At 61.3% G+C, this 24,574-nt stretch carries 20 protein-coding genes and 7 pseudogenes; 16 read left to right on the plus strand and 11 right to left on the minus strand.

Annotated features, from left to right (window positions below; translation table 11 throughout):
• Positions 1-2: 2 nt before the first annotated feature.
• Complete coding sequence (locus DEM27_RS31385) at positions 3-2,249, plus strand: xanthine dehydrogenase family protein molybdopterin-binding subunit (RefSeq protein WP_109462182.1); 2,247 nt, start codon at positions 3-5, stop codon at positions 2,247-2,249.
• Positions 2,250-2,292: 43 nt separating this feature from the next.
• Here the strand turns inward: DEM27_RS31385 and DEM27_RS31390 are convergent, their stop codons facing one another.
• The 3 genes from DEM27_RS31390 to DEM27_RS31400 all read right to left on the minus strand — a co-directional run bounded on the left by DEM27_RS31390 (position 2,293) and on the right by DEM27_RS31400 (position 4,473).
• Complete coding sequence (locus DEM27_RS31390; protein ID WP_109462183.1) at positions 2,293-2,940, minus strand: TMEM175 family protein; 648 nt, start codon at positions 2,938-2,940, stop codon at positions 2,293-2,295.
• 6 nt (positions 2,941-2,946) lie between these two features.
• A complete protein-coding gene (locus DEM27_RS31395; RefSeq protein WP_205908996.1) occupies positions 2,947-3,777 on the minus strand; it encodes an aldo/keto reductase in 831 nt (276 codons plus the stop codon).
• Between the two features lie 75 nt (positions 3,778-3,852).
• Entirely contained in the window at positions 3,853-4,473 is a 621-nt protein-coding gene (locus DEM27_RS31400) for a TetR/AcrR family transcriptional regulator (protein WP_109462185.1), read from the minus strand.
• Positions 4,474-4,569: 96 nt separating this feature from the next.
• Between DEM27_RS31400 and DEM27_RS31405 the strand changes: the two genes are divergently transcribed.
• On the plus strand, positions 4,570-5,559 hold the full coding sequence (locus tag DEM27_RS31405; RefSeq protein ID WP_009823890.1) for a zinc-dependent alcohol dehydrogenase family protein: 990 nt from the start codon (positions 4,570-4,572) through the stop codon (positions 5,557-5,559).
• A 202-nt stretch (positions 5,560-5,761) separates the two neighbouring features.
• Positions 5,762-6,052: a metal/formaldehyde-sensitive transcriptional repressor gene (locus tag DEM27_RS31410; RefSeq protein WP_109462186.1), complete on the plus strand. Its 291-nt coding sequence runs from the start codon at positions 5,762-5,764 to the stop codon at positions 6,050-6,052.
• Positions 6,053-6,096: 44 nt separating this feature from the next.
• Here the strand turns inward: DEM27_RS31410 and DEM27_RS31415 are convergent, their stop codons facing one another.
• On the minus strand, positions 6,097-7,077 hold the full coding sequence (locus DEM27_RS31415) for a GlxA family transcriptional regulator (RefSeq protein WP_109462187.1): 981 nt from the start codon (positions 7,075-7,077) through the stop codon (positions 6,097-6,099).
• A gap of 114 nt (positions 7,078-7,191) precedes the next feature.
• Between DEM27_RS31415 and DEM27_RS31420 the strand changes: the two genes are divergently transcribed.
• From DEM27_RS31420 to DEM27_RS31460, 9 genes and pseudogenes are all read left to right on the plus strand, one after another.
• Complete coding sequence (locus DEM27_RS31420) at positions 7,192-7,605, plus strand: putative quinol monooxygenase (protein ID WP_474176029.1); 414 nt, start codon at positions 7,192-7,194, stop codon at positions 7,603-7,605.
• 210 nt (positions 7,606-7,815) lie between these two features.
• Positions 7,816-7,980, plus strand: a pseudogene (locus tag DEM27_RS31425) (alcohol dehydrogenase catalytic domain-containing protein); the annotation flags it as partial.
• 124 nt (positions 7,981-8,104) lie between these two features.
• Positions 8,105-9,202, plus strand: coding sequence for an alkene reductase (locus DEM27_RS31430; protein WP_109462188.1), 1,098 nt, complete (start codon positions 8,105-8,107; stop codon positions 9,200-9,202).
• A 112-nt stretch (positions 9,203-9,314) separates the two neighbouring features.
• Positions 9,315-9,710: a GlcG/HbpS family heme-binding protein gene (locus tag DEM27_RS31435; RefSeq protein ID WP_109462189.1), complete on the plus strand. Its 396-nt coding sequence runs from the start codon at positions 9,315-9,317 to the stop codon at positions 9,708-9,710.
• Between the two features lie 59 nt (positions 9,711-9,769).
• A protein-coding gene (locus DEM27_RS31440; RefSeq protein WP_109462190.1) for an IS5 family transposase occupies positions 9,770-10,527 on the plus strand; the annotation gives its coding sequence in 2 pieces (ribosomal slippage) (positions 9,770-10,103 and positions 10,103-10,527; 759 coding nt in all).
• Positions 10,528-10,621: 94 nt separating this feature from the next.
• Positions 10,622-11,629 carry an IS110 family RNA-guided transposase gene (locus DEM27_RS31445; protein ID WP_109462191.1) on the plus strand — a complete coding sequence of 336 codons (1,008 nt, stop codon included), beginning with the start codon at positions 10,622-10,624 and terminating at the stop codon, positions 11,627-11,629.
• 429 nt (positions 11,630-12,058) lie between these two features.
• Positions 12,059-13,168 (plus strand): S-(hydroxymethyl)glutathione dehydrogenase/class III alcohol dehydrogenase, encoded by a 1,110-nt coding sequence (locus DEM27_RS31450; RefSeq protein WP_109462192.1) that lies wholly within the window; start codon positions 12,059-12,061, stop codon positions 13,166-13,168.
• A 394-nt stretch (positions 13,169-13,562) separates the two neighbouring features.
• Entirely contained in the window at positions 13,563-16,226 is a 2,664-nt protein-coding gene (locus DEM27_RS31455) for an excinuclease ABC subunit UvrA (RefSeq protein WP_474176030.1), read from the plus strand.
• A gap of 185 nt (positions 16,227-16,411) precedes the next feature.
• Positions 16,412-17,161, plus strand: a pseudogene (locus tag DEM27_RS31460) (IS5 family transposase).
• 163 nt (positions 17,162-17,324) lie between these two features.
• Here the strand turns inward: DEM27_RS31460 and DEM27_RS31465 are convergent.
• The 5 genes and pseudogenes from DEM27_RS31465 to DEM27_RS31485 form a co-directional block, all read right to left on the minus strand.
• Positions 17,325-17,894, minus strand: coding sequence for a type 1 glutamine amidotransferase domain-containing protein (locus DEM27_RS31465; RefSeq protein ID WP_109462193.1), 570 nt, complete (start codon positions 17,892-17,894; stop codon positions 17,325-17,327).
• Positions 17,895-17,925: 31 nt separating this feature from the next.
• Positions 17,926-19,065, minus strand: a complete 1,140-nt coding sequence (locus tag DEM27_RS31470) for a glutathione-independent formaldehyde dehydrogenase (RefSeq protein ID WP_109462194.1) — start codon at positions 19,063-19,065, stop codon at positions 17,926-17,928.
• Positions 19,066-19,338: 273 nt separating this feature from the next.
• The gene (locus DEM27_RS31475; RefSeq protein ID WP_109462195.1) at positions 19,339-19,758 is read right to left on the minus strand and encodes a GlcG/HbpS family heme-binding protein; all 420 of its coding nucleotides are present in this window, start codon (positions 19,756-19,758) and stop codon (positions 19,339-19,341) included.
• Positions 19,759-19,864: 106 nt separating this feature from the next.
• Positions 19,865-20,157 (minus strand): annotated as a pseudogene (locus DEM27_RS31480) (putative quinol monooxygenase).
• Between the two features lie 108 nt (positions 20,158-20,265).
• A pseudogene (locus tag DEM27_RS31485) lies at positions 20,266-21,005 on the minus strand (SDR family oxidoreductase).
• Between the two features lie 204 nt (positions 21,006-21,209).
• On the opposite strand from DEM27_RS31485, the pseudogene DEM27_RS35305 reads away from it, so the two are divergent.
• A pseudogene (locus DEM27_RS35305) lies at positions 21,210-21,389 on the plus strand (DUF4158 domain-containing protein); the annotation flags it as partial.
• Positions 21,390-21,464: 75 nt separating this feature from the next.
• On the opposite strand, the pseudogene DEM27_RS31495 reads toward DEM27_RS35305, so the two are convergent.
• Positions 21,465-22,283, minus strand: a pseudogene (locus DEM27_RS31495) (IS3 family transposase); the annotation flags it as partial.
• 8 nt (positions 22,284-22,291) lie between these two features.
• Here DEM27_RS31495 and DEM27_RS34275 point away from each other — a divergent pair.
• From DEM27_RS34275 to DEM27_RS31510, 3 genes and pseudogenes are all read left to right on the plus strand, one after another.
• On the plus strand, positions 22,292-22,459 hold the full coding sequence (locus tag DEM27_RS34275) for a hypothetical protein (RefSeq protein WP_165823705.1): 168 nt from the start codon (positions 22,292-22,294) through the stop codon (positions 22,457-22,459).
• 49 nt (positions 22,460-22,508) lie between these two features.
• On the plus strand, positions 22,509-23,441 hold the full coding sequence (locus tag DEM27_RS31505) for an NAD(P)/FAD-dependent oxidoreductase (RefSeq protein ID WP_086493970.1): 933 nt from the start codon (positions 22,509-22,511) through the stop codon (positions 23,439-23,441).
• A 61-nt stretch (positions 23,442-23,502) separates the two neighbouring features.
• Positions 23,503-23,613 (plus strand): annotated as a pseudogene (locus DEM27_RS31510) (IS5 family transposase); the annotation flags it as partial.
• Positions 23,614-23,642: 29 nt separating this feature from the next.
• Here the strand turns inward: DEM27_RS31510 and DEM27_RS31515 are convergent.
• Complete coding sequence (locus DEM27_RS31515; protein WP_109462198.1) at positions 23,643-24,536, minus strand: IS481 family transposase; 894 nt, start codon at positions 24,534-24,536, stop codon at positions 23,643-23,645.
• Positions 24,537-24,574 lie beyond the last annotated feature (38 nt).

The following is a 24,574-nucleotide window of genomic DNA, read 5'->3' on the forward strand; positions in this document are numbered from 1 at the left end:
TCATGGCTACCGCAGCGAAAATCGGAATCGGCAGCGCGATCAACCGCGTCGATGGCGTCGAGAAGGTCACCGGCACGGCGCGCTATGCCGCCGAGCATCCAGTGGAGAACCTGCTGTACGGCTACATCGTCGAGGCCGCGATCGCCAAAGGGCGGATCGTCAATATCGGTGAGGAAGCTGCGCGCGCCGTGCCCGGCGTCGTCGAGGTCATCACGCACCTCAACCGGCCGCACGTCGCCTGGACCGACCACAGCTACCAGGACGAGCTGAAAATCCCCGGCTCGCCATTCCGGCCACTCTACGATGACCGCATCCAGTTCAGCCAGCAGCCCATCGCGCTGGTGATGGCCGAGACGTTCGAGGCAGCGCGCTACGCCGCCAGCCTGGTCGAGGTCGCCTACGAGGCGGAGGCGCACAATACCGACTTCGAGGTTGCGGTCGGCGATAAGTACGTGCCGAAGAAAAAGCGCAGCGGCTACATGGCGCCGAAAAACCGCGGGGACGCGGCACAGGCGTTCGCGGACGCTCCGCTCAAGGTGGCCGGCGACTACCGGCTCGCGCCGGAACACCATAATCCCATGGAGATGTTCGGCTCCACTGTCGAATGGCACGGCGACGGTAGCATCACCGTGTGGGATAAGACCCAAGGTTCGCAGGGGGTGCATGCCTACCTTGCCAGCGTCTTCGGCTTTTCGAAAAAGAAGGTACGCGTGCTCAACCCCTATGTCGGCGGCGCCTTCGGCTCGGGCCTGCGGCCACAGCATCAGGTGTTCCTGGCGGTCCTTGCCGCCAAGATGCTGGAACGCTCGGTCCGGGTCACGATGACCCGCAATCAGATGTTCAGCCACGCCTATCGCCCCCAGGCGATCCAGAGCATCGCGCTGGGCGCGGAGACGACCGGTAAGCTCACCGCGATCCGCAACGAGGCGACCACCTCCACCTCGCGCTACGAAGACAATATGGAGAACGTCGTCACCTGGGGGCTGATGAATTACGACTGCCCCAATGCCGACGCAGAATATACCGTCGCTCAGATCGATACGGCGACATCGGCGGACATGCGCGCGCCGGGGGCTGCGACCGGCATGACGCTGTTCGAGATCGCGATTGACGAGATGGCCTATGTCGCCAAGGTCGATCCGCTCGAGTTCCGGCTCGTCAACTACTCGCCCATCGATGCGATGAACGGAACGCCATACACCAGCAAGGCGTTGCGAGAGGCGTTTCGCGAAGGGGCCGAGGCGTTCGGATGGAGCGAGCGCTCGGCGGAGCCGCGCTCGATGCGCGATGGCAAGGAGCTGGTCGGCTGGGGCTGCGCGACCGGCATGTGGGACGCGCAATTTTCCAAGACGTCTGCGAGCGCGAAGCTCACGGCCAACGGACATCTGGAAGTAGCGTGCGCGACGTCGGACATCGGCACCGGCAGCTACACGGTGATGACCCTGGTCGCCGCCGACACGCTAGGCCTACCCCCTGAGCAGATCACCGCCAAGCTGGGCGACTCCGACCTGCCGACCGCCCCGGTCGAAGGGGGGTCGTGGGGGGCGGCATCGTCCGGCGCGGCGGTGCAGCTCGCGTGTCAGGCGGTCGGCAAGAAGCTCCTGAAGGCGGCCGGCAAGATCGCTGGTGAACCGCTGGGCGACGCGAAGATAGACGACGTGCTCTTCGAGGACGGCTGCCTGGTGCTGAAGGACACGCCGACCGTCCGGGTGCCGTTCGGCGATGCGATGCGCGCCGCGGACCTGACGGAGATCGAGGAGGAAGCGACCGCTGCGCCCGGGTTCGGCGACATGTGGAAGGGTCTGCAAAAGTCCAAGAACACCCACAGCGCCATCTTCGCGGAGGTGAAGGTGGACGAGGAGCTGGGCGTGATCCGCGTCACCCGCATCGTCGATGCGGTCGCCGCCGGCCGCATCATCAACCCGAAGACGGCGCGCAGCCAAATCATTGGCGGCGTGGTGATGGGCATGGGCATGGCGCTCCATGAGGAGACCTTCCCCGACCACCGGCTGGGACGGTGGATGAACCACAACTTCGGCGAATACCATGTGCCCGTGCACGCCGACATCCACGACATCCAGGTGATCTTCGTCGATGAACCCGATCCCGAGGTGACTCCGCTCGGCGTGAAAGGCCTCGGCGAGATCGGCATCGTCGGCACCGCAGCTGCGATCGCCAATGCGATCTATCACGCGACCGGTAAGCGGGTGCGGTCCTTGCCCATCACGATCGATAAGATCCTGGATTGATTAGGCGATGTGAGCCTCCGCCGTGCCGGGTCTATAGCCGGTCTCAGCCATTCTCCGGTTCTTGGCCTGGCTTGTAGCTGGGCTTTGCGGGCGGAACGATATAGCTCAACGTAACGATCCCCGCGACGATCAGTCCAGCACGCCAATTCCAGAAAGCCAGGACGAACGCTGCCCAATAGGCTCCGGCAGTGACGGCGAATTTGATGGTTGTTCGTCTAAGGTAGGCGTCCGTCAGGCGCGGGTCTGGAAGCCCCCTCGCGGTTGCATAGACCCAACGCACGAACCACCACGTCGCCGGCGCCGCTGCCACGCCCAGATAGGCCAAAACGGCGGTCTTGCTTTCCGCGTCACCGCCGAGATGCTCGATGAGCGGCCGCGCAGGAAATGGCGTGATGCTGACAGCGGCAAGAAAGCCGATGCTCAGCAGATTGTAGCCATGATCGGTTTTTTGCAGAAGCTTGCCGGTTAAGTGGCTGGAAGTCCAGTAAAGGCCGATCAGGATCACGCTAAGGGCGTAGGCCGCATATTCCGGTGCCAGCTTTAGGTATGCCGCTGCTAGGTCGCCGTCAGTCGGCTCTGGTGCGTGTAGTTCGGTCACCGGAAGGGTGATGGCAATTGCCAGCACCGCGTCCATGAACGCCTCGAGACGATCCGATTTGCGTTCGGTTGCTTTGAGAGAGGATGTCGCCATCTGACGCTACAGCATTTCGAGTGGGCGACGGCCCGCTGGCCGGGGAAATGCCGCATCGAGTGTCGCAAGGTCGGCGTCGGAGAGCACGATATCTGCGGCCGCGCGGTTCTCCCGCACATGTGCAATCGAACTCGCTTTCGGGATGGCGATGAGGCCATCGTGGCGCAACGTCCAGGCAAGTGCGACCTGCGCAGGGGTTGCGCCAACCTGGGCCGTTACTTTGTCGAGGGCGGGATGGCTTGAGAGGCGTCCCTGCTCGACGGGACTATACGCCATCACTGGCACTTTGTGCTGGGCGAGCCACGGCAACAGGTCCAACTCAGGGCCTCGCCGGACGAGATTGTAGAGGATCTGATCGGTCACGCAGCCATCCCCGCCCGCAGCGACAAGCTCTTCCATATCGTCGGTATCGAGATTGCTGACACCCCAGTGTCGGATCTTTCCTGCCGATTTGAGCGCCTCCATTGCCTCTATCGTTTCAGCGAGCGGCACTGATCCCCGCCAGTGGAGCAGGTAGAGGTCGAGCCGATCGGTGCCGAGCCGCTTCAGGCTCGCCTCGCACGCACCGGCAAGGCGGGAGCGCGATGCGTTCTGTGGATACGCCTTGCTGACGAGGAATAACTTGTCGCGACGGTCGCCGAGCGCTTCGCAGATCAGCGTTTCCGCCGCACCATCGCCGTACATTTCAGCGGTATCGATCAGCGTCATGCCCAGCTCGACACCGACGCGCAGCGCGGCGATTTCATCGGATCGCCGCTCGGCACGCTCACCCATCTTCCAGGTGCCTTGACCCATTGAAGGAACCTCTTCCCCGCCGGGCAATGTCACGTGTTTCATGTGCTTTCGTCCTATGAGATGAGTTCGACTGTTCGGTCGCGGGAGGCGGATTGGCAGATGACCACCATGTAACGATCATATCGCGGCCGGCCATCTATCGAGTGCCATTTTGGCGATGGAGAGCAGTTCGTTGATCGTAGCGCCGTCGCGCGCCTGAACGGACATGCCTTCCATGACCGTATTGATGAATTTGCCTAGCACGGCCGGATCGGTGTTGGCCGCAAGCTCGCCCTGCGCGGCGCCGCGTTGCAGACGCTCGATCAGGAGGGCCTCCGCCGCGATACGCTTGTCGCGCAGCAGGCATTCGATGGCGGCGGACGCCGGCGAAACGGCTACCGCTGCCGAATACATGAAGCAGCCGGCCGGCGTTCCAGGTTCCGAGAATGATGACGCCGCTCGTTCCAGCAGGCCTTTGACGGCCTCGTAGGTGGACAACGCCGGATCGTTGATGGGTGCATAGAGGTGGACGCTGAACGTCGCGGCGTAGCGCTCGATCACCGCCGCAAACAGCCCCGCTTTGTTGTCAAACGCTGCATAGAGACTGGCGGCGGCGACGCCAGTCTCCGCCACCAGATCGGCCATCGATGTCGCCTCGTAACCGCGCTGCCAGAACAGCCGCACCGCCTTGTCGAGCGCAGCGTCAGTGTCGAACACACGAGGGCGACCTGCGCGGCGACGGGCTTTCGTCTCTGTCATCTCTGGTCCACGATATGGAACGATCGATAAATAATATCTTGAAACTGGCGGTCCGCTACCTTACAGAACGATTATTCAATAATCAAGGAGTCTCCAATGAGCCGCATCGTCCGTATCCACGAATATGGCGACGCCAGCGTCCTCAGGATTGAAGATGTGGCAGTCCCCGCGCCCGCAGCCGACGAAGTGCAGATCGCGGTAAAGGCGATAGGCATAAACCGCGCCGAGGTGATGTTCCGCAACCATGCCTACCTCCAGGAAGCCGAGTTCCCAAGCCGCCTTGGCTATGAGGCTGCCGGCACTGTCGTTACGGTCGGCGCGGACGTGACCGGGTTTGCGGAAGGCGAAGCCGTCAGCGTCATCCCCCCGCTCGATATCGCGCGCTGGGGCACTTATGGCGAGGTCGCCAACGTGCCCGCCCGCCTCGTCGTCAAGCATCCGGCGGCGCTGTCGTTCGAGGAAGCGGCGGCCGTGTGGATGCAGTATGTCACCGCCTGGGGTGCGCTGGTGGAGCAGGCGAAACTCGGCGAGGGCGATTTCGTCATCGTCACTGCTGCCTCCAGCAGCGTCGGCCTTGCTGCCTTCCAGATTGCGCGGATGGTCGGCGCGACGGTAATCGCGACGACGCGTACCGGCGCCAAGCGCCAGGCCCTGATCGATGCCGGTGCACATCATGTCGTCGCGACCGGGGAAGAGGATCTGGTAGCGAGGGTGATGGAGATAACCGATGGTCAGGGTGCGCGCGTGGTGCTCGATCCGGTCGGAGGCCCGTCGTTCGAGCCGCTGACCGAGAGCATGGCACGCGGCGGCATCTTGCTCGAATACGGCGCGCTCAGCGGCGAACCGACGCCGTTCCCGTTGTTCTCCGTGCTGGGCAAGAGCCTCACGCTCAAGGGGTATCTCTACAGCGAGATCGTCTCGGACGATGCCGCCCTCGATCGCGCCAAGGCGTTCATCGTGGCGGGTCTGGAATCGGGCGCGCTCAAGCCGCGGATCGCGCGCACTTTCCCGCTCGACGCCATCCAGGACGCTCACCGCTTCCTCGAATCGAACGACCAGATCGGCAAAGTCGTCGTTACGGTCTGACCGGCATACCGGGGGGAGTGAGCGATCGCTCCCCCCTTCCCCGACATAGGATCGGACCCTCGGCGCCCATGCCAAGGCTGCTCGTGGCGCAGGCTTGAGAGCATGACCGGAACCTCGCCCGATTAGAAAAACGCCCAGCTCTGTGCAGGATTGAAACTCCCCCCCTCTATAGTATACTGGAGCGAATTCTCGGGAAAACGCGATGCCACATTCATCAGAGGACAAGAAGCGAGCCATCACACGCTTGCGGCGTATCAAGGGTCAGGCGGACGCTCTGGAACGCGCGATCGAAGCGGGGGCCGATTGCGCTCCCCTGCTGCAGCAAATTGTCGCCATGCGTGGTGCGACAAATGGACTGATGGCAGAAGTGATGCAGAGTCATCTCAGGGAAACATTCGGTGCGGGCGCAGATCGGGCCGTCGGAGGCGCAGGTGGCGATCACGATGACGGCGTGGAGGGCGTAATGAAGATTCTGCGTACTTATCTTAAATGACAATTTCAGGCTCATTTTCTTGCCCGTGTTCTCCCGCACTTAGTCTAATCCTGCACTCCTAAATGGTTCGTCCGGCGAATTTCTGAGGCGGTGCGGCCAGTCTTACGACGTAGCAGAGTGCGGAGAGTGGCTGCATTATCATAGCCGGTGCGGGCTGCGATCTCATCCATTCCCAATTTGGTTGTCCTCAGGAGATAAGCCGCTCGTTCAACGCGCAGGCTCTGGAAATACGACAATGGAGAGCGGCCCAGCACCATATTGATTCTGCGGGACAGAGTTCGTTCACTTGTCCCGACAAAGGCCGCGGCCTGCTCCAAGGAAAAGCCCGTATCGAGGTTTTCACGCGCCCACTTCTCGAAGAGCATCACCAGGTGGTCGGCGTGGCGCAAATGATCCGGGATGGCATAGGTGGCTTGAGGCGAGCGAGGATCGAGCATTAGGTAGCGAGCGACGGTGTCGGCCAGTTCGGGGCTCCGCTGACGAACGAACCAGAGCGCCAAATCGAAATGTGCGAGCACCGCGCCTGCGGTAACGACCCTGTCGTTACCCACCAGCGCACGGCTGTCATCGAGTGCAACGCTGGGATACCGGGCTCTAAAGAAAGGTGCGAGCCACCAACTGGTGGTGGCCTCTTGTTTGTCTAACAATCCCGTCTCGGCCAGGACGAATGTCCCCGTACAAGCAGCAGCGATAGTCGCACCATTTGCCTGCCAGGTTCGCAATAGTTCGACAGCTCGCTTTACATCGGGATGAGCAAGGGCGTCGGCAATGCCTTCCTCCGTCTTCGCTCCCAATGCGGGCACGAAGACAAAGCCAGGAGTTGGGAGGGCGTCGGCCCGAACCGTAGGGATTGCGAGGCCGTGCGCTGTACGTGTAGCGCGACGAATGCTGGAAACCGACGAGTTCAAAGTTTCACGCAAGGCGGGGGGCGCCAGGTCGCGCGCCGTTGCTAAGGTGTCCTGAAACGCCGCAAGCCCAGTATCGAACACCCCATCAAGCGCTAAAATTGTCGTAGCTGTGCTCATGGCGAGAATGGTATCAGGTTTGTCAGTTTTGCCAAGTGCTATCGCTCCGTTGCAATGATAGTCTAGCGACGCGGCCGATGATGGCGCGATCAAATAGGAAGGAACATGAGGACCATGAAAGTATTCCTGCTCACGGCGGCCCTCGTTATCGCTACCGGCGCGACAAGCGCAATGGCGGATACGACAGGCAGCTCGAAGTCAACCCAACCACAACCAAAGATGGAGACGATGAAGATGACACATATGGGCTTATTCGTGCGGCTCGACGCCAAGCCTGGCAAAGAAGCGGCTTTGGAAAAGTTTCTGAAGGACGCGCTGCCGTTGGCACAAGCCGAAACGGGTACTCCGGTCTGGTATGCTGTAAAGTTCGGACCAAGCAGTTTCGCGATCTTTGACGCCTTTCAGAATGATGGCGACAGAACCGCACATCTCAACGGTCCGATCGCGGCAGCACTCATGCAGAACGCCGATGAGCTTCTGGCCACGCCGCCGGTCATCGAGCGCTGGGATGTTCTCGCGGTCAAGTAAGCTAGACAGAGCGGTATGTGGCATCGCTGCGACCGCTCTGCCGCCATCGTCGTGGTGAGTTTCTTCTTCCACGTAAGCGATGTCGCGCTAGTCTAGAAACCAGCCCCTGCTGCCTTCTTCGGTTTGAGATCCTCGTTAGGACACCTCTTGTATACTGCTAGGGAGTATGGTAAAGATACTCCCTGCCAGTATGAGAATGTCGACGAATTTGCGCTGGGGAGTGATCCGGAGGGTGTTTTCCCGGTGGTTCTGGGCCACGAGGGCGCGGGCATCGTTGTCGAGGTCGGTGAAGGCGTCAACAGCGTCGGGCCGGGCAATCACGTGATTCCGCTCTACACCGCCGAGTGCGGCAAGTGCGACTTCTGCCTGTCGGGCTAGACCAACCTGTGCGTCGCTGTCCGCGACCGGCTTCCGCCAGCCGCTTCCCGCGCCGCGCTATCGCGCGACGGCGTGACCCCGCCGGCTGCTTTCCCATTAGAACAAAAGGACCATCGATCCCATGACCGACACGACGCTTTTCGACCCCTACACGCTGGGCGGCCTCACGCTCGCCAACCGCATCGTCATGGCGCCGCTGACGCGCAACCGCGCGGGCGCCGGCCTCGTCCCCAGCCAATTCGCGACGGAGTATTATTCACAGCGCGCCGGCGCGGGCCTCATCATCACCGAGGCGACCCAGATTTCCAAAGGCGCGCAGGGCTATCAGGACACGCCCGGCCTCTATACGCCAGAGCAGATCGCCGCGTGGCGCGTGGTGACCGATGCGGTCCACGCTAAGGGCGGCAAGATCGTCGTTCAGCTCTGGCATGTCGGGCGCATCAGCCATATTGATCTGCGCAATGGCGAAGCGCCGGTGGCGCCCTCGGCGATACGCGCCGAGACGCAGACTTTCGTCAACAACGGCTTTGCCCCCGTGTCCGAACCCCGCGCGCTGGAACTGCACGAGATCGCCGGCATCGTCGAGGATTTCAGGCAGGCTGCCGCCAACGCGATCGAGGCCGGTTTCGACGGCGTCGAGGTGCACGGCGCCAATGGCTATCTGCTCGACCAGTTTCTGCGCAAATCCTCCAATATCCGCGCTGATGCCTATGGCGGCTCGATCGAGAACCGCGCCCGCCTGCTGATCGAGGTGACCGAGGCCGTGGCAGCGGAGATCGGCGCGGATCGTGTCGGCGTGCGCCTGTCGCCGGTATCGCCCGCCAGCGGCACGGTGATCTCGGATGACGAGCAGCCGCTGTTCAATCATGTCGTCGAGCAGCTCGACGGCCTCGGTATTGCCTATATCCATGTCGTGGAAGGCGCGACCGGTGGTCCGCGCGATGTCGCCCCGTTCGACTATGGCGCGCTGCGCCAGCGCTTCAGCCGCACCCTCATCGCCAATAACGGCTTCGACCTCGCGCTGGCGGAAGGCGATCTCGCGGCGGGCAAGGCCGATCTCTTCGCCTTCGGCCGCCTGTTCATCGCTAATCCCGATCTCGTCGAGCGGCTGAAGTCCGGCGCGGCGCTGAACCCGGTCGACCCCACCACCCTCTATGGCGGCGGCGCCAAGGGATACACCGACTATCCTACGCTTTCGGCCCAATGTGAAGGGCGGTGAGAAAGTAGGCCACGAAGCGGCGGCCCCTTGGCCGGCCACGCCGCCGGATGATATCTTCATGGGCTCGCCAGGAAACAAGTCAACTATCCACTCACTCCAACGGGACAAAGTCATGGTCACACTCAAAGATGCCAAGCGGATTATCGAAGCAGCGGAAATGAAGGCCAAGGAAATCGGCCAGCCGATGAACATCGCCGTCGCCGACGGCGGCGGCAACATCGTCGCCCACGTCCGCATGGACAAAGCCTGGATCGGCTCGATCGACATCTCGCAAAAGAAGGCCTTCACCTCGCGGGCCTTCGACATCGCCACCAAGGACCTCGCCACCCACAGTCAATCGGGCGGCCAGTTCTTCGGCATCCACGCCTCGAATGGCGGCAAGATCATGATCTTCGCCGGCGGCATCCCGCTCAAGAAGAACGGCGAAGTGGTCGGAGCAATCGGCGTCTCCGGCGGCAGCGGCGAACAAGACCATGCCGTCGCCGAAGCCGGCGCCGCGGCGTTCTAGGGTCAGGACCCATTGATATGAGCGTCGCGATCTGATTCAGGCTCCGCGAGGAGACCGGGATGAGCGACCTGTTTTGGCTAACGAATGAGCAGATGGAGCGGCTGCGGCCGTTCTTTCCGAAGAGCCACGGCAAGCCTCGAGTGGATGACCGGCGGGTGCTGAGCGGCATCGTGTTCGTCAACCGCAACGAGCTGCGCTGGCGCGATGCTCCTGGCGCGTACGGCCCGCACAAGACGCTGTACAACCGCTGGAAGCGCTGGGGTGAGGCAGGCGTGTTCACGCGCATCATGGAAGGTCTGGCTGCGGTGGGCGCCGAACCCAAAACGGTGATGATCGACGCGACCTACCTGAAGGCGCACCGCACGGCATCGAGCCTGCGGGTAAAAAGGGGGATCTCGGCCGCCTGATCGAACGCACGAAAGGCGGCATGAACACCAAGCTCCATGCCGTCGCCGACGCGAACGGTCGCCCCTTGAGCTTCTTCATAACCGCCGGTCAGGTCAGCGACTACACCGGTGCGGCCGCGCTGCTGGACGACCTGCCAAAAGCGCAGTGGCTGCTCGGCGACCGCGGCTACGACGCCGACTGGTTCAGGGACGCTCTTCAGGCCAAGGGCATCCAGCCTTGCATCCCAGGCCGCAGGTCGCGCAACGAGCCCGTCCGGTACGACAAGCGCCGCTATCGGCACCACAGCCGCATCGAGATCATGTTCGGCCGCCTCAAAGACTGGCGCCGCGTCGCCACCCGCTACGATCGCTGCCCTACGGCCTTCTTCTCCGCCATCGCCCTCGCTGCCACCGTCATCTTTTGGCTGTGATCAACGAGTCATCGGGTAATTTGTGGTCGCCTCCCTCGGACCTGAAAGATGGATCACACTTGTGGCTATCCAAAGCTGAAAGAAGGACGCAGCCATGACGTATTATGCCGGACTGGACCTGTCGATGGAAACCACGCAGGTCTGCATTGTGGACGAAACTGGTAGGAAGGTCGCCTCGATGAAGGTCGAGAGCAGTCCTGATATGATCGCATATGCATTGCGCGAAGTCGGCGGCGTCGAACGAGCTGTTATAGAAACCGGACGTATGTCGCCGGCCATCTGCCATGGCTTGCGTGCTCTGGATATTCCCATTGTCTGCATCGATGCCCGGCAGGCACATCAAAGCCTAAAGGCATTGAAGGCCAACAAAACCGATCCGCATGACGCTGCCGGCCTGGCCCAACTGGCCAGAACCGGGTTCTACAAGGAGATGCACGTCAAATCTCCCGCGGCGCACGGCGTGCGAAGCATCATTACGACACGCAACCACCTGGTCGAATCTCGAGTTCGCCTCGACAACATGATCCGCGGTCTGTGCGCGACCTTCGGCTTCAAGCCCGGGCCTGGCCAAGGCAAGGCATTTATCGATCGGGTGATGGAGGCAGCCAAAACATCCGGTTTGGGTCAGAGCATCACCGCACTACTAGCAGTGAGAACAGCCCTGACGGCGCAGATCAAGGAGATGGATCGTGTTTTACGTGAGCTCGCTCATCGATCGCAATCTTGCCGGCAACTCATGAGCATCCCCGGTGTCGGTGTGCAAACGTCTGCTGCTTTTGTCGCTGCCGTTGATGAAGTCGGCCGCTTCCGACAATCACGCACTGCCGGTGCCTACTTTGGCCTCGTCCCCAAACGTCATCAATCAGGAGAAATCGATTGGACGGGGCGGATCACCAAACAAGGTGACAGCACGGTGCGGAAACTCCTCTACGAAGCGGCCAACTCGATCCTCACACGCAGTCGCGGGAGCTTTGCGCTCAAGGGTTGGGCAATGAAGATCGCCAAGCGGCGTGGACTGCGGAAGGCACGGGTGGCGCTGGCGCGTCGTCTTGCCGTCATCATGCATGCCATGCTGCGCGATGGCACTTTGTTCGATGCATGAGGTGAGATAAGATCTATTTGCCAGCGGTGAAGCCGGATAGCTGATCCGAGGGCGGTGTCCCGAGAGGGAACGCAGGGACGAATGGTCTGCGAAGGTTACCGGATGGGCCAGAAGCCCGCATCGAGTCAATGCAACGTTCGACCTTGTGAAACCCGATACAGCACGATCGCTGCCTGCAGCCATCAGTGCGGACAGATCCTTGAAACCCTCAAGGGACAACACCGCCAAGCTCTGCAAATTACAGAACCTGACCCTAGAAGCCAGCCCCTGCTGCCTTCTTCGGTTTGAGATCCTCCTTAGGACACCTCTTGTATACTGCTAGGGAGTATGGTAAAGATACTCCCTGTCAGTATGAGAATGTCGACGAATTTGCGCTGACGCAACGGGCTCGCACCAGCAATCAGTTTAACTCAACGAGGGTATCCCAACATGAAATCTCGCGCCGCTGTAGCCTTCGAGGCGGGCAAGCCACTCGAAATCGTCGAGATCGATGTCGCCCCACCCCGGAAAGGCGAAGTCCTCATACGGGTGACGCACACCGGTGTGTGCCACACCGACGCGTACACGCTGGCGGGGAGTGATCCGGAGGGTGTTTTCCCGGTGGTTCTGGGCCACGAGGGCGCGGGCATCGTTGTCGAGGTCGGTGAAGGCGTCACCAGCGTCGGGCCCGGCGATCACGTGATTCCGCTCTACACCGCCGAGTGCGGCAAGTGCGACTTCTGCCTTTCGGGCAAGACCAACCTGTGCGTCGCTGTCCGCGAAACGCAGGGCAAGGGCTTGATGCCCGATGGGACGACCCGCTTTTCCTACAAAGGTCAGCCCATCTATCACTACATGGGCTGCTCGACCTTCAGTGAATATACTGTCGTCGCCGAAGTCTCGCTCGCCAAGATCAATCCCGAGGCAAACCCCGAACATGTCTGCCTGCTCGGCTGCGGCGTCACGACCGGCATCGGCGCAGTCCACAATACCGCCAAGGTCCAGCCCGGAGACTCGGTCGCCGTGTTCGGCCTCGGCGGCATCGGCCTCGCGGCGATTCAGGGTGCGCGCCAGGCGAAGGCGGGTCGCATCATCGCCATCGACACCAATCCGTCCAAGTTCGAGCTGGCACGCCAGTTCGGTGCGACCGAGTGCATCAACCCCAAGGACCATGACAAGCCCATCCAGCAAGTGCTGATCGAGATGTCGGGCTGGGGCATCGATCATACCTTCGAGTGCATCGGCAACGTCCACGTCATGCGCGCCGCGCTTGAATCAGCGCACCGTGGCTGGGGTCAGTCGATCGTGATTGGCGTTGCCGGCGCGGGCGAGGAAATCTCCACCCGCCCATTCCAGCTCGTCACGGGCCGCGTATGGAAGGGGTCCGCTTTCGGTGGCGTCAAGGGACGGACACAGCTCCCCGGCATGGTCGAGGACGCGATGAGAGGCGATATCGATCTGGCCCCATTCGTAACCCACACGATGGGTTTGGAGGAGATCAACGAGGCCTTCGCACTGATGCACGAAGGCAAGTCGATCCGCACGGTCATTCACTACTGACCCGCCGATCCGAAGCGGCGCGAGGCGCTCGGATTGACAACTCGGCCGTCATCATGGCCCGACCCCGGCCATGATGAAGCGCGCTCTGGCAAATGGGCAACGCTTCGCGATGCGGTAACAAGCGCCGAAGTGCGGTCGTTACATGCCGATAGCGGCACGGACCAGGGCCGCCTGGCCCAGGCGCTTACCAGCGGAGTGTGTGTGGCCTCGTCGCGCGACCCAACGGGAAAAATGGTTTTGTCGTAACCTTTGTCTAATGCTGGAAAAATATTTCAAAGGTGCCGAACATCGGGCCAGCCTGGCCGTTGGATGTATTGAGTCGGAAATGCATTCATCTGTTACCCGACTGTGATGAACCACGGGCCGCACGGGCGTATAGGGCAGGAAGACTGAATTGAAGAGCAAGGATATTCACGCGACGACGCCGGCCACCGATCATGGGCATACGGGGCCGCCCGCTTGCGTGAAGGTTCGTGGAGCGCGACAGAACAACCTCAAGAATATCGATGTGGATATTCCCCGCGATGCCTTCGTGGTGTTCACCGGAATATCGGGATCGGGCAAGTCGTCACTTGCATTTGGAACCCTCTATGCGGAGGCGCAACGGCGCTACCTGGAATCGGTCGCCCCCTATGCGCGCCGCCTGATCGATCAGGCCGGCGTGCCGGAGGTCGACGCGATCGACGGATTGCCGCCTGCTGTCGCCTTGCAGCAGCAACGCGGTTCGGCAAATGCGCGGTCTTCCGTCGGCAGCGTGACGACGCTCTCCAGCCTGGTGCGGATGCTCTATTCGCGCGTCGGCGAATATCCCCGCAATCAGCCGATGCTCTATGCTGAGGATTTCTCGCCCAACACGGTCGCGGGGGCCTGCCCGACATGCCACGGAATCGGGCGCGTCTATGACGCGACTGAGGCGACGATGGTACCCGACGATACACTCACCATTCGCGAGCGGGCAATCGCCGCATGGCCTCCGGCGTGGCACGGCCAAAACCTGCGCGATATTCTTGTGTCGCTTGGTTATGACGTCGATACGCCATGGCGCGATCTGCCAAAGAAGGATCGCGACTGGATTCTCTTCACCGACGAAACGCCGACGGTGCCGGTCTATGCGGGACTGAGCCCTGAGCAGACGCGCGTTGCCCTCAAACGCCGGATGGAGCCGAGCTATCAGGGCACCTTCACCGGCGCGCGTCGCTACGTGCTGGAAACCTTCGCCAACACCAAAAGCGCTCTGATGAAGAAGCGTGTCTCGCAATATATCATCGGCCGCGATTGCCCGACCTGTCAAGGCAAGCGCCTGAAGCGCGAAGCCCTGTCAGTGACGTTCGCCGGGCTTGATATTGCCGAGTTCGGCGACCTGACACTGCTGAAGCTTAGGGACTTGCTCATCCCCATTGCGCAAGGTGAGTTCGGGACGGCCGAAGCGACAACGAAGGGGCATATTCTGGGGAAGGCGGCCCGCGATGCGGCAGTAGAACGACGGGTTGCAGCTGGCGGTTCCGCCCACAAGAGCGCGCCCGATGTGCGCCGCACACCCAACCTTTCCGATGAAAAGCGGGTCGCCGCACAGCGCTTGGCCTCCGAATTGCTCGAACGGATCGGCGCGCTTGTCGATCTGGGGCTTGGGTATATCTCGCTCGACCGCAGCACGCCGACGCTTTCATCAGGCGAATTGCAGCGCTTGCGCCTGGCTACACAGCTGTCGTCCCAGCTGTTTGGTGTGGTCTATGTGCTGGACGAACCGTCAGCGGGGCTCCACCCGGCGGATGGAGAAGCCTTGCTCACCATCCTCGAGCGTCTCAAGGCGGCGGGCAACTCCCTGTTCGTCGTCGAGCACGATCTCGACGTGATCCGCCATGCCGAATGGCTGGTCGATGTTGGGCCGGGAGCTGGCGAGAAGGGTGGCGAGGTGATCTACAGCGGTCCGATCGCCGGGTTGGCGGACGTTGAAGCATCGATCACGCGCCGATATCTGTTCGACAAGCGCGTTCCCAATGATCGGACACCGCGCGAAGCCAGAGCGTGGCTCCGGCTGGAAGGCGTAACCCGCAATAATCTGCACGGCCTTGATGTCGAGCTTCCGATCGGCTGCTTTACGGCGGTCACTGGGGTTTCGGGATCGGGCAAGTCCAGCCTTGTAAGCCAGGCGTTGCCGGAACTCGTCGCCGAGCATCTCGGTGGCCCCTCGCCGGCAGCCGAAGAAGATGATGTCGATCCGCTGCTCGACGTCGCGCGGGAGGCAACTGGGGGACGCATTGTCGCAGGCCTGGAGCATGTTCGCAGGCTTGTGCGGGTCGATCAGAAACCGATCGGCCGCACGCCGCGCTCGAACCTATCCACCTACAGCGGCATGTTCGACCATGTGCGACGGATCTTTGCTGATACGCCGCTCGCCCGCCGGCGGCACTACAGCCCGGGAAGGTTCTCGTTCAACGTCGCGCAAGGCCGCTGCCCTGTGTGCGAGGGCGAGGGATACGTCATGGTGGAGCTGCAGTTCCTGCCGAGCGTTTTTGCCCCGTGCTCGACCTGTCATGGCTCTCGCTACAACCCGCAAACGCTCGAAGTCGAATGGAACGGGCGCAATATCGCCCAGGTGCTCGAACTGACGGTCGACGATGCGTGCGATTTCTTCGCTGGCGAGGCATCTGTGATGCGCTCCCTCGACGTGTTGCGGGAGATCGGCCTTGGTTATCTGAGGCTCGGTCAGCCGGCGACCGAGCTGTCTGGCGGGGAGGCGCAGCGCATCAAGCTGGCGACTGAACTGCAACGCGCTCAACGCGGCAACACGATCTACATCCTCGACGAGCCAACTTCGGGGCTTCACCCCTCCGATGGTGACCGGCTGATGCAACACCTTCAGGGCCTCGTAGACGCCGGCAATACCGTCGTAGTCGTCGAACATGACATGCGCGCCATCACACAGGCGGACTGGATCATCGACCTGGGACCGGGGGCCGGGGAAGATGGGGGCCGTATCGTTGCCAGCGGCGTCCCTGGCGTCGTTGCGGAAGCGGAAGGCAGTCTCACCGCCCGCTATCTCAAGGCGGCGCTGTAGGTCGTAAATCTGGCCGAACGCACGTTCGATCAGGTGCATCTCATCCACACGTTGGAATGGGTCGAATCTCGAAGCGGGAGCGGGCGATGTGTCACCGCGGTTGACGCGGCTTAGGCTCAGGACCTATTAAATGACTTTCGTGATGGCCACGGCTTTGATTCACTTGGATCGAAAGGAGCCCTTCGATGAGTGACTTGCTGCTGTTGTCGGAGGCACAGATGCGCCGTATCGAGCCGTATTTCCCACTGTCCCACGGTGTCCCGCGCGTTGATGATCGGCTGATTTTGAGTGGTATCATCTTCGTCTTGCGCAATGGGCTGCGCTGGCGCGACGCACCAAGAGAATACGGTCCTCACAAGACGATCTACAACCGTTTCATCCGCTGGAGCAGGCTGGGCGTATTCAACCGGATTTTTGCCGAACTGACCGCCAGGCGCGGCAAGCCCGAACAACTGATGGTCGACACCACCCACTTGAAAGCCCATCGCACCGCAGCCAGTCTGCTAAAAAAGGGGATGTTCCCAGACATATCGGACGCACCAAGGGCGGCCTGAACTCCAAGCTGCATGCCGTCTGCGATGGCCACGGCCGTCCACTAATCCTGCTTCTGAGCGAAGGGCAGATGAGCGATTATAAAGGGGCGGCAAAGATGCTTCCCGCCTTTCCCAAGGCCAAGTCCTTGCTGGCCGACAAGGGCTATGACGCCGACTGGTTTCGAGACGCCTTGGCCGCCCGCAAGATCGCTGCGTGCATTCCATCTCGGGCAAACCGGAAGGTCGCCATTCCGTATGATCCGGCGCTCTATAAAAAGCGCTACAAAATCGAAAACATGTTCGGCAAACTCAAGGACTGGAGGCGAATTCACACACGACCGATGCGCGCACACATTCTTCTCAAGCATTTGCATAGCTGCAGCCGTCATCTTCTGGCTTTGATTTGACGAGTCCTGACCCTAGGGTTTGAGTGCCCGTCCGGTGCGCCGTGTTCGTGTGATACGCGGCGTGGCGGACGGCCAATCGCTGGCCATCCGCCACGCTTGCTTTGTGCGGACCTTCTCCAGGGAGAGGGCCCTCACATGGTTCGTCGAAACGCCCCGTCTTAATTACCTGCTGCGAGCGCTGCGCCCGCACCTTCTGCGATTTCCTCAACGAGTTTGGCACAGAAGGCGGGCAAATCATTGGGATCGCGGCTGGTAACAAGGCCGTTGTCGACCACGACTTCCTCATTGGTCCATGCACCGCCGGCGTTCTCGATATCGACCTTCAACGTCGGGTAGGACGTCAAGGTGCGACCCTTAAGCACGCCCGCCTCGAACAATGTCCAGGGTGCATGGCATATAGCCGCAACAGGTTTTTTCTGATCGAAGAAAGCCCGGATGAAACCAATTGCCTCGACGCTGCCGCGCAGCTTGTCGGCACCGACAGTGCCTCCGGGCACAACAAGTCCGTCGAAATCGTCGGCTTTGACCTCGGAAAACGTCTTGTCGATAGTATAGCTGCCGCCCTCGTCAAGATCGCTATTGACTGTGCGAGCCTTGCCCGGTTCAAAACTGACCACAGTCACTTTGCCACCAGCGTCCTCGACAGCTTGCTTGGGCTTCGAGAATTCTGGTTCTTCGGTCCCGCGGGGTGCGATCAGAATGGCAACTGATTTGCCTTCCAAAGTCATAATTTATCTCCTATTCCGTCGAAGACTAAGGTCAGGTGCCCGGCTTGAGCACGACCTTCGTCCAACCAGCATCGCGCTCGTCGAAATGCTTGTAGGCGTCTGGCGCCTGATCGAGAGACAGTCGGTGCGAGATGATTTGGGCAGGATTGGCCCGGCCATGCTCGATAAGATTCATCAGCCGCCGGTTATAATGCTTTACATTACATTGTCCGGTGCCGATCTTCTGCCCCTTGAACCAGAAGGTGCCGAAGTCGAACGCAATCTTGCCTTCCTTCTGGAGATCGTCGGGCGCGTTCGGGTCTTCCGCAATGAACACGCCGACGACGCCGATTCCGCCGGTGGCCTTCGTGCTTTTAACGAGGCAGTTCATGGTGTAATTGCTGCGCTCCTTGCCGTGGCGATCGCAACACTGATACCCGACCGCTTCGACCCCCCGGTCGGTTCCGAGGCCGCCGGTTGCGTCAAGGATCTGCTGGGCGGGATCGCCCTTTCGCATATCGATCGAAATAGCGCCCATCGCCTCGGCCAGTTTCAAGCGGTCATCGTGAGAATCGACCACGAAGATCTGAGAGGCACCGCGGATTTGGGCTGAGTGCGCGGCCATCAAACCGACCGGACCAGCGCCGTAGATGGCGATGCTTTCGCCGGGCAGGAAACCGGACAGTTCGACGCCATGCCAACCTGTAGGGAAGATGTCGGAGAGCATGACATAGTCGTCCTCCTTCTCTTTGGCGTCCTCGGGCAGCTTCAGACAATTGAAGTCCGCATAAGGAACGCGCATCAACTCTGCCTGACCGCCTTGCCACGGCCCCATCTCGGCAAAGCCATACGCTGCGCCGGCGGTTCCGGGGTTGGTCGTGAGGCAAAACCCCGTCAGACCGCGTTCGCAATTTTCGCAGAAACCGCAACCGACGTTGAACGGCATGCACACGCGATCGCCCTTCTTGATACGATCTACGGCAGCGCCGACTTCGATGACCTCGCCAAGGTTTTCGTGACCAAAAACCCTGCCCTTCTCGAAGCTGGTACGGCCCTCGTACATGTGAAGGTCAGACCCGCAAATGTTGGTGGTGGTCACCCGAATGATCACATCGGTCGGTTTCTCGATCTTGGGATCATCGATGGTATTGACAGAAACATCTTTGGGCCCGTTGTACACGACAGCTTTCACGGATCTTTTCCTTTCGCAGCTCTTCTCGACGCGTCATCAAATCGAGAGCTTGGTGATGATCCGGTCCATCGCAACAGCGGAGGACATCGCACCCTTCCAAGTGATCTCAGTTTCCTGAACCTTCTGCGACCTGAAAGGTTCCTTCCCCTAGGGCCATCCTGGGATCGATTCACGGCGGTTTTCTGAATGACTGGGCCAGAACGGCCGAATAACGCGCTAAACGGAGGCGACCCGCGCCGCACGGGAGGAGCGCCCGGCGCCGCGCTCCAAGGCTCAGCCGCTCGCGAACGCCTGCGCCGCCGCCTCGGCCACGCCCTGATCTTGCTTGCCGTTGCCGCCCGACACGCCCACCGCGCCGATCACCGTCTCGCCCTCCTTGATCGGCACGCCTCCGGCGAAGATCATCACCTTGCCATCGTTAGAGGCGTGGATGCCGTAGAAGTCGGCGCCCGGCTGGGAGAGCTTCGCCAGCGCTTTGGTCTCGACGTCGAACGCGCGCGCCGTCCACGCCTTGCCGATCGCGATGTCGACGCTGCCGCGCCACGCATCGTCCATCCGCGCGAATGCTAGGAGGCAGCCGCCCGCGTCCACCACCGCGATGTTCATCGGGTTGCCGATCCGCTCGGCCTCCGCGATCCCCGCATCGATGATCGTCCGCGCGTCGTTCAGGTCGAGTGTCTGGATTGTCTGCATAGTGTGTCTCCGTGACCAGTTTGGGAAAACCGCTCAATGCGCGCCGCTGCGCCCGCCCCCCCCACGCGGGCGATGAGAGCGACGTGCTAGGGTGCCGATCGCTCCGCTATTTCGCGGCGAGCAGGGTGAACTTGTGAATCTGCGGCGGTTCAGAAAACAGTTCTTCTGCCTTCTCCATCAGTGCGGCGGCAACCTTGCCGTCAAGATGGGCCTGCCGATCCCCTCCGTGTCGAACGTATCGAAGATCGCGTACGCACCGGGACCTTCCTCGACCGCATACCAAGTCAGAGTGCCCGACTCAGCTTGAACGAGCGGCAATGCCGAGGTCAGGAAATCGGCGACATCGCGCTCTTTTCCGGGCTTGGCCTTCAGTGGTACATACAGGGCTAGTTTGGGCATGAATGACTCCTCAAGTGAAACGGACAGAGGATATGCGGCAAGGTAACGGACGAGCGGGCCGTTAAGTTCCCCATGAGGCGGAGCACACTCGGCCCCGCCTCGTCGAAATCAAAACTCCTGTGCGGTCGGCCGGATGACGATCGCGTTGACGTCGACGTCATCAGGTTGTTCGACAGCGAACGCGATAGCACGCGCCACCGATGCCGCCGGGATGGCCTTTTTGTAGAAGTCCAGCACCGTCTCGGCAGCCGCGCCAGAGGTCGTGAACTTCAAATCGCTTTCGACAGCTCCAGGCTCGATTGACGTGACCCGGACCTTTTCCCCCACCTCGTGGCGCAAGCCCTCGCTGATCGCGCTGACGGCGAACTTGGTGCCGGAGTAGACCGTGCCGCCCGGTGCGAAGACCTTGATGCCCGCAACCGAGCTCAAGTTGATGATGTGACCGCTGCCCTGCTCGAGAAAACCGGGAAGGGCCGCCGCGATGCCGTAGAGCGTACCCTTCAGATTGACGTCGATCATCTGGTCCACTCGTCGGTGTTGACCTCGGCCATCGGACGGATCGGCATCAGCCCGGCGTTGTTGACCAGCACGTCGAGGCGGCCGAAGTCGGCAATGATTGCGGCGACGACGGACTGGACCGCCGATTTGTCGGTCACGTCCAGCGCGTAGCTACGTGCCGTGCCGCCAATTGCGGCGATGTCCGCGACGACCTCGTCGAGCCTGTCCTTGCGCCGCGCGGCGATGGCCACCTTGGCGCCGCGTTCTGCGAGAAGACGCGCGGTTTCCGCGCCGATACCGGTGCTGCCGCCGGTAATGAGAACGACCTTGCCTTCGATACCCTTGGTCATGACTGTATTCCTTCAAGTCAGTCGTTGATTTTTCGCCGGATCGCGGCCCCGCGCCAGCGATAGGCGCGTAGATGAATGAGGCCAAAGAGCCCCGAGCGAAGCGCAGGTGCCAACAGGCCGGTCATCCGCAACACGTCCGTGTCGAACGCCTTTACAAGCCGTGCCGTACCCACCCGCTGTTATGGCGCTCACACACCTAGGTGTGTGAGCGCAAACTTCCGGAAGCTTTTCGATATCCCAGTCGACGAGGACAGCTTCATCCGCCACTATTTGTTGTCATCGGCGGATCGCCTGGAGATTGAACTGCGGAGACGTAATCACAATCGTCTCGGCTTTGCCATCCAGCTATGTCTGATGCGATACCCGGGTCGAATGCTTGGAGCAGTGTCCGTCGTCGAATGATTTGAGACTTTTTGGTCTTTGGAAGAGTGGAGTTTCCGGCTCGGTTTGCGGGTTGATTTAAGCCGCTTTGGCGTGGTGGTTCAAGCGGCGCTGTTTGATGGTGTCTCGTTTGATCCTTTCGCGTTCGAGCAGGATGGTCTGGCCGCGTCCGAAGTAGACGTCGGCGGGCGTGAGATTGTCGAGGCTCTCATGGTATCGGCGATGATTGTAATGCTCGACGAAGGCTGCGATCTGGGCTTTGAGGTCCTCCTGGAAGAAATAGTTTTCCAGCAGGATGCGGTTCTTCAACGTCTGGTGCCAGCGTTCGATCTTGCCCTGGGTCTGCGGATGGCCGGGAGCGCCGTGGACCTGCTCGATCTTGTATTTCTCCAGCCATTCGCCGAGATCTGAGGCGACGTAACACGGGCCGTTATCCGACAGCAGGCGCGGCCGGTGTTCGACCTTGACCTTGTCGCAGCCTGAGGCGGCCAGCGCCAGGTCGAGCGTGTCGGTGACATCGTCCACCTTCATGCTGGTGCACAGCTTCCAGGCGATGATGTAACGTGAGAAGTCGTCGAGAATGGTCGAAAGGTAGAACCATCCCCAGCCGATGACCTTCAGGTAGGTGAAGTCGGTTTGCCACATCTCGTTCGGGCGCGTGGTCTTGTCCTTGAACTCGTCATTGGCCTTGATGACGATATAGGCTGGCGAGGTGATCAGGTCATGGGCCTTGAGCAGGCGGTAGACCGAAGCCTCTGAGACGAAATAGCTTTCCATGTCGGTGAACTTCACCGCCAGCTCGCGTGGCGACAGATCGGCATGATCGAGCGCGAGTGTGATGATGCGATCCCTGATATCGTCGGGGATACGGCTCCACACCCGTGACGGCGCGGATGGCGGAGGGGATGGATCTCAAATCCAACCTTCTCTGCTTTTTCTATTTGAGATCGGGGACAGGAAACTTGTATTCTAGAGCCACTGCTTTCGAGACACCGGTGGCCGCCTTCATCGTCGAGAACGCCTATCTGAACGGTGAAACGATTCGCATCGACGGCGCGTTGCGGATGCGCTGAACCCCCTTGCCCCGCCCCGTCGCGCCCCACCCGCGCAGAAGGAGACCCGATGCCAGACGCCCCCACCGCCGGACGGATTGACTGCCTTATCGTCGGGGGCGGCCCGGCCGGCCTGACCGCGGCCATCTATCTGGGCCGCTTCCACCGCAAGGTGGTGCTGGTCGACAAGGGCGAGGGGCGGCTGAAGATGGTCCCGCGGTCGCACAACCACGCGGGCTATCCGCAGGGCGTGGTCGGCGCCGACCTGCTGGAGAACATGGCCGACCAGGCGCGACGCTACGGGGCCGATCTGCGCCGAGGGGAAGTCACCGGGCTGCGGCGCGACGGCCGGCTCTTCACCGCCCAGACCGATGCAGGCCCGATCACCGCCCGCACCGTCCTGCTGGCGACCGGGGTGGTCAACCACCGCCCGCCGGTCCCCGAGGACGTGCACGCCGACGCCGTCGACCGCGGCCTGCTGCGCTATTGCCCGATCTGCGACGCGTTCGAACAGACCGGCAAGCGCATCGGCGTGCTGGGCGGCGACCGACACGCCCTGGCCGAGGCGCTGTTCCTGCGCACCTACAGCCCGGACATCGTGATGATCTCGCTGACCGGCGAGGGGCTGGACCCCGACGCCCAGGCGCAGTCCGACGCGGCCGGGATCAGCGTCGTCGCGGCACCCGTCTCGGGGTTCGACTTCTCGGGCGACCGGGTGGTGCTGACGCTGGCCGACGGGCAGACCGAGGTGATGGACACGCTGTATGCCGCGCTGGGGTCGCACACCCGCAACGACCTGGGGCGGATGCTGGGGACCGATCTGGTCGGCGGCCAGTGCTATGCGACCGATCCCCACCAGCGCGCCAGCCTGGACGGGGTCTATGCCGCCGGCGACGCGGTCGATGGGCTGGACCAGATCGGCACGGCGATGGGCACCGGCTCGCGCGCCGCGGTGGCGATCCACAACGATCTGCGCGACCAGGACGGGCAGACGCTCGACTAGGGCCTGTTAGCGCCTGCACCTGACTCTATGTCGGTGGCTTTTCCGCCAAGGGAAAGCTGAGATGCTGAGCGACGAACAGTGGGCTGAACTGGAACCGTTGATCGAGGCGTGCCGCCCGCTCGCGAAGATGCCGAGCCCGCACCTGCGACGAACCATCGAGGCTGTAATCTTCTGAAGGGCGATGAGACATCCTTGTTTGGATTATAGGCGTTCGCGGAGGATTTCGTAAGGTGCCTTTCCATTGAAAGCGCCATGCGGCCTTGCAAGGTTGTAGAACCTCTCCCATTCGCTGAGCTTTTGAACGAGGTCGGTGTCGTCTGTATATGACAAAAGCTGGTAGAACTCTTGATCATCAGTGCGGTGTGACCGTTCGACTTTTCCATTTAGTTGGGGCGACGCTGGCTTGATATAGGCGTGCCGGATGCCCTGGTCTTCGACGTGCCAGTGGAATTTGGCCTGGAACTCGTGCCCATTATCGGTGCGCACTTCGCGAATGCGGAACGGGAATTTGGCGATTACGGTGTCGATGAAGTCTATGGCGTTGGCCTGGGTGTGGCGATCATAGACCTTCAAGGCCCGGATGCGGGTGGCATCGTCGATTGCCGTGTATTGGAAGCGCTTGACGACCTTGCCGTCAACGCCTTCAAATTTCAGGAATTTTACGTCGACCTGTATCTGATGCCCCGGCACGCGCTGCTCGTATCTCTGGGTATGGATTTTCCTAACACGCGTACCGCCGGGAAGCCGACTAAGCCCGTTCCGCTTCAGAATTCTATAGATGCAGGCGTCAGAGATGGTGATGGCATGGTACCGGCTCATATACCAGGAAATGCGCATCGGGCCGAGATGATATCTGGTGCGCAGATGCAAGACTTTCTCGATGACTTCTGCAGGCTTCTGGTTAGCGGGATTTTTTGGTGCGGAGGATCGGTTCTCAAGCCCGGCTTCGCCATAGCGCTCGAAAGCCGATTTCCATCGATAGAAACTGGCTCTGCCAATACCGAAATAGCGGCAGGTTTGCGATACGTCACCGTGACGCTCGGCATGTTGAAGAACGCGCATCTTATGTGAAACTTCCCGTCGGAATGTCATCATCGCGATTATCCTTGTGATCGAAAGTCAAAAACAAGGAT

The organism is Rhizobium album (assembly GCF_003122325.1).
GTDB lineage: Bacteria > Pseudomonadota > Alphaproteobacteria > Rhizobiales > Rhizobiaceae > Metarhizobium > Metarhizobium album.

Excerpts from the sequence above, each read along its gene's own strand:
- DEM27_RS31435 (WP_109462189.1), top strand. The coding sequence starts at position 9,315 with ATGGTCACACTCAAAGATGCCAAGCGGATTATCGAAGCAGCGGAAATG.
- DEM27_RS31420 (WP_474176029.1), top strand. The coding sequence starts at position 7,192 with ATGAAAGTATTCCTGCTCACGGCGGCCCTCGTTATCGCTACCGGCGCG.
- DEM27_RS34275 (WP_165823705.1), top strand. The coding sequence starts at position 22,292 with ATGGATCTCAAATCCAACCTTCTCTGCTTTTTCTATTTGAGATCGGGG.
- DEM27_RS31465 (WP_109462193.1), bottom strand. The coding sequence starts at position 17,894 with ATGACTTTGGAAGGCAAATCAGTTGCCATTCTGATCGCACCCCGCGGG.
- DEM27_RS31475 (WP_109462195.1), bottom strand. The coding sequence starts at position 19,758 with ATGCAGACAATCCAGACACTCGACCTGAACGACGCGCGGACGATCATC.
- DEM27_RS31515 (WP_109462198.1), bottom strand. The coding sequence starts at position 24,536 with ATGATGACATTCCGACGGGAAGTTTCACATAAGATGCGCGTTCTTCAA.
- DEM27_RS31385 (WP_109462182.1), top strand. The coding sequence starts at position 3 with ATGGCTACCGCAGCGAAAATCGGAATCGGCAGCGCGATCAACCGCGTC.
- DEM27_RS31430 (WP_109462188.1), top strand. The coding sequence starts at position 8,105 with ATGACCGACACGACGCTTTTCGACCCCTACACGCTGGGCGGCCTCACG.
- DEM27_RS31400 (WP_109462185.1), bottom strand. The coding sequence starts at position 4,473 with ATGACAGAGACGAAAGCCCGTCGCCGCGCAGGTCGCCCTCGTGTGTTC.
- DEM27_RS31445 (WP_109462191.1), top strand. The coding sequence starts at position 10,622 with ATGACGTATTATGCCGGACTGGACCTGTCGATGGAAACCACGCAGGTC.
- DEM27_RS31505 (WP_086493970.1), top strand. The coding sequence starts at position 22,509 with ATGCCAGACGCCCCCACCGCCGGACGGATTGACTGCCTTATCGTCGGG.
- DEM27_RS31415 (WP_109462187.1), bottom strand. The coding sequence starts at position 7,077 with ATGAGCACAGCTACGACAATTTTAGCGCTTGATGGGGTGTTCGATACT.
- DEM27_RS31450 (WP_109462192.1), top strand. The coding sequence starts at position 12,059 with ATGAAATCTCGCGCCGCTGTAGCCTTCGAGGCGGGCAAGCCACTCGAA.
- DEM27_RS31410 (WP_109462186.1), top strand. The coding sequence starts at position 5,762 with ATGCCACATTCATCAGAGGACAAGAAGCGAGCCATCACACGCTTGCGG.
- DEM27_RS31395 (WP_205908996.1), bottom strand. The coding sequence starts at position 3,777 with ATGAAACACGTGACATTGCCCGGCGGGGAAGAGGTTCCTTCAATGGGT.
- DEM27_RS31390 (WP_109462183.1), bottom strand. The coding sequence starts at position 2,940 with ATGGCGACATCCTCTCTCAAAGCAACCGAACGCAAATCGGATCGTCTC.
- DEM27_RS31405 (WP_009823890.1), top strand. The coding sequence starts at position 4,570 with ATGAGCCGCATCGTCCGTATCCACGAATATGGCGACGCCAGCGTCCTC.